General features: G+C 70.9%; 4 protein-coding genes and 1 tRNA gene. 2 read left to right on the top strand and 3 right to left on the bottom strand.

Annotation, left to right across the window (positions count from 1 at the left end):
• Nucleotides 1–41: 41 nt before the first annotated feature.
• Genes ACXJKL_RS17370 through dcd form a run of 3 tightly spaced genes read right to left on the bottom strand, consistent with a single transcriptional unit; the run spans nt 42 to nt 2365 of the window.
• Nucleotides 42–1088 (bottom strand): iron-siderophore ABC transporter substrate-binding protein, encoded by a 1047-nt coding sequence (locus ACXJKL_RS17370; RefSeq protein ID WP_457208268.1) that lies wholly within the window; start codon nt 1086–1088, stop codon nt 42–44.
• Between the two features lie 57 nt (nt 1089–1145).
• A complete protein-coding gene (locus tag ACXJKL_RS17365; protein ID WP_457208267.1) occupies nt 1146–1790 on the bottom strand; it encodes a Pr6Pr family membrane protein in 645 nt (214 codons plus the stop codon).
• Nucleotides 1790–2365, bottom strand: coding sequence for a dCTP deaminase (dcd, locus tag ACXJKL_RS17360; protein WP_457208266.1), 576 nt, complete (start codon nt 2363–2365; stop codon nt 1790–1792). The genes ACXJKL_RS17365 and dcd overlap by 1 nt, the downstream gene beginning before the upstream one ends.
• A gap of 64 nt (nt 2366–2429) precedes the next feature.
• Between dcd and ACXJKL_RS17355 the strand changes: the two genes are divergently transcribed.
• Nucleotides 2430–3191: an SGNH/GDSL hydrolase family protein gene (locus ACXJKL_RS17355; RefSeq protein WP_457208265.1), complete on the top strand. Its 762-nt coding sequence runs from the start codon at nt 2430–2432 to the stop codon at nt 3189–3191.
• Between the two features lie 58 nt (nt 3192–3249).
• Nucleotides 3250–3325: transfer RNA gene (locus tag ACXJKL_RS17350), tRNA-Gly, on the top strand.
• Nucleotides 3326–3441 lie beyond the last annotated feature (116 nt).

Raw genomic sequence — 3441 nt, 5'->3', positions numbered from 1 at the left:
GTGGCCGGCCTCCGTCCCGCGCTCGAGGACGTGGGTGGCGGTCACGAGCCGGTGACCGCCTCGACGACCTTCGGGATGAAGGTGTCGATGATGACCGGGATCGAGAGCGGGGTCGGGTTGGTGGAGGCCATCGCGACCTCCTTGCTCGACTCGGCGTAGAAGTGGCCGGACGCGATCGCGGGGATCTGGCCGAGCAGGTCGTCCTCGACGAAGGTCTCGGCGTCGCCGGGCTTCTCCACCCAGGTGAGCAGCACGTCGGAGTCGAGCTCGGAGGCCCGCTCGGCCGAGACGGTGCCGTAGAACTCGCCCTCCTCGATCGCGCCGGCGACCGCGGGGGCGTCCACCATGCCGAAGTCCCTCAGCAGGGCGACCCGCGGGTCCGCGGGGGCGTAGATGCCGACGGTCGAGAGGTCGGCCGGGGTGAGGTAGCCGTAGATGAGGGAGGCGCCGTCGAGCTCGGGGTTGTCCTCCCTCGCCGCGTCGATGGCCGTCTCGGCCTCGTCCTCGACCTGCTCGGCGAGGTCGCTGCGACCGAGGGCCTCGCCGACCATCTCCAGGGAGGTCTGCCACGGCGTCGTCCACGGGAACTCCGGGTAGGCCACGACCGGGGCGATCTTGCTGAGCTTGACGTACTCCGCCTCGGTGATGCCGGAGTTGGTCGCCAGGATGATGTCGGGCTCCAGCTGGGCCACCTCGTCGATCGGGGCGCCGTCGGAGTCGTCGTACCGGACGGGCGCCTCGGTGCCGGCCTCGTCGAGCGCCGCGTCGAACCAGTCGGACGAGCCGGCCTCGTTGCCGCCCCAGGTGAGCCTGGTGGCGCCCACGGGGACGACCCCGAGGGCCAGCGCGTGGTCCTGGTCGGTCCAGCCGAGGGTGGCGACCCGGGTCGGCTCCTCCTCGATCGTCGTCTCACCGAAGGCGTGCTCGATGGTGACCGGGAAGGCGTCGGCCTCGGCCGAGGTGGCGGCGGTCGGCTCGCCGGCCGTCGCGTCGATCGACGTCGAGCCGGTGCTGCACCCGCTCAGCAGCGCGGCGGCCAGGCCGATCGTGGTGGCGGCGGCCGAGGCGCGCAGGGAGGCACGGTTCATGGGGGACTCCATCTAGTGAGGCTTGCCTAATTGAGGCAACCCTAACTTAGGTTCCCCTTACTTCAGTTGAGGGGTCCGTTCGAGGCGGTCGTCGGCCTTCCACGCCGCGCCGGCGAGAGCGACGAAGAGGACCGCGACGCCGAGGCAGGCGAGCGCCACCGCGGCGTACCCCCGCTCCTCGACGTCGAGGAACGGGTAGGGGTAGAAGCCGGTGACGGCTCCGCGGACGAGGGTGTAGGCGAGCCAGGCGATCGGGAAGACCAGGCTGGCCAGGACGTCGCTGCGCCGGACCCGTCCCCGAGGTCCGCACGCCACCCAGCCGATCACGGCCAGCAGCGGTACGACGACGTGGAGCAGCTTGTCGGCGACGTAGTCGGCGCCGGACAGGTCGAGGATCGGGCGCAGCAGGAACCAGTGCACGACCCCGGTCACGGTGATGGCCACCAGCGAGGTCAGCCGGAGCACCCGCCAGGCAGTCGCGTCGGTGTCACGTCCGAGAGCGAGCGTCCAGGTCACGACGGCGACCAGGATGTTGGACAGGATCGTGAAGTAGCCGACGAAGCGCACCAGCCGCTCCCCCAGCGCCGGTGGATCGACGTCGTCGAGGACGGCGTTGCCCTGCCAGACCAGCACCAGCTGGAAGAGCACGGCCGCGGTCGCGACCAGCGCCGTGACGAGGTGCCACCCGCGGGCGCGGTCCATCAGATCGGGGTGCGGTGGAAACCCTGGAACGAGCGGCTCGGAGTCGGGCCGCGCTGGCCCTGGTAGCGGGAGCCGTACTTCTCCGAGCCGTAGGGGTGCTCGCTCGGCGAGGTGAGCCGGAAGAAGCAGAACTGGCCGATCTTCATGCCCGGGTAGAGCTTGATCGGCAGGGTCGCGACGTTGGCCAGCTCGAGGGTGACGTGGCCGCTGAAGCCCGGGTCCACGAAGCCGGCGGTGGCGTGGGTGAGCAGCCCCAGGCGGCCCAGCGAGCTCTTGCCCTCGACGCGCGCGGCGATGTCGGCGGGCAGGCTGACGACCTCGTACGTCGACCCGAGGACGAACTCTCCCGGGTGCAGGATGAAGGGGTCGTCGCCCTCCGGCTCCACCTCGCGGGTGAGGTCGGACTGGTCCGCGGCGGGGTCGATGTGCGGGTACTTGTGGTTCTCGAAGACCCGGAAGAAGCGGTCGAGGCGCACGTCGATGCTCGAGGGCTGGAGCATCTCGGGGTCCCACGGGTCGAGGGCGATCCGCCCCTGGTCGATCTCGGCGAGGATGTCGCGGTCGGAGAGCAGCACGGGGGCAGCCTAGTGACCCGGCCCCCTCGACCGCCGGGGACGAGGAGATCTGGACAATGACCGGGTGACCTTCCACCGCTTCGTCGCCCTGGGCGACTCGTTCACCGAGGGCGTCGGCGATCCCGACCCGTCCCGTCCCAACGGCCTGCGCGGGTGGGCCGACCGGGTGGCCGAGGTGCTCGCCACCCGCACCGACGACTTCGGCTACGCCAACCTGGCGATCCGCGGCCGCAAGCTGCCGGCCATCCTCGACGAGCAGCTCGAGCCCGCGCTGGCGCTGGCGCCCGACCTGATCACGATCCACGGGGGCGGCAACGACATCCTGCGCCCGCGCATCGACGTCGACGCCCTCGTCGCGGCGTACGACGACGCCATCGGCCGCCTCGTGGCCAGCGGCGCCCACGTGGCGATGTTCACCGTGTTCGACCCGGGGCCGACCGGGGTCTTCGCCGCCATGCGCGGCCGGTTCGCGCTGTTCAACGAGGGGGTGCGCGAGATCGCCGACCGGCACGACGTCACCCTCGTCGACATGTGGCGGATGCGCGACGCGGACCTCTCGCTGATCATGGACACCGACCGGATGCACCTCAACGCCCACGGTCACGAGGACATGGCCCGACGTGTGCTCGACGCGCTCGAGGTCGAGCACGACCTGAAGCCCGTCACCCCCGACCCGCGTCCGCTCCTCGGTCGGCGCGACCAGGCCATCGAGCACGCGCGGTGGACCCGCGAGTTCCTCGGGCCCTGGATCCACCGGCGGCTCACCGGCCGTTCCTCGGGCGACACGATCTCCCCCAAGCGTCCGACCCTGGCGCCGGTCGACTGACGGCGACGCGCCGGTCGTCGGGTCGGCCTCCAGGTCGGGTACGATTCCGGCGCATCCTGCGGATGTAGCTCAGTTGGTAGAGCGCGACCTTCCCAAGGTCGATGTCGCGAGTTCGAGTCTCGTCATCCGCTCCATCCAGTTCATCTGTTCCATCCATGGCCAAGGCCCCGCCCGGATCTCGATTCCGGCGGGGCCTTCGGCCATTTCCGGGGCCTTCGGCCATTTGCGAGGTAGTCCGTGACGTTCGGCC

It is taken from the genome of Nocardioides sp. P5_C9_2 (assembly GCF_054049555.1).
Note: the sequence above shows the minus strand (reverse complement) of the source record. Positions and strands in the feature narration are given on the sequence as shown.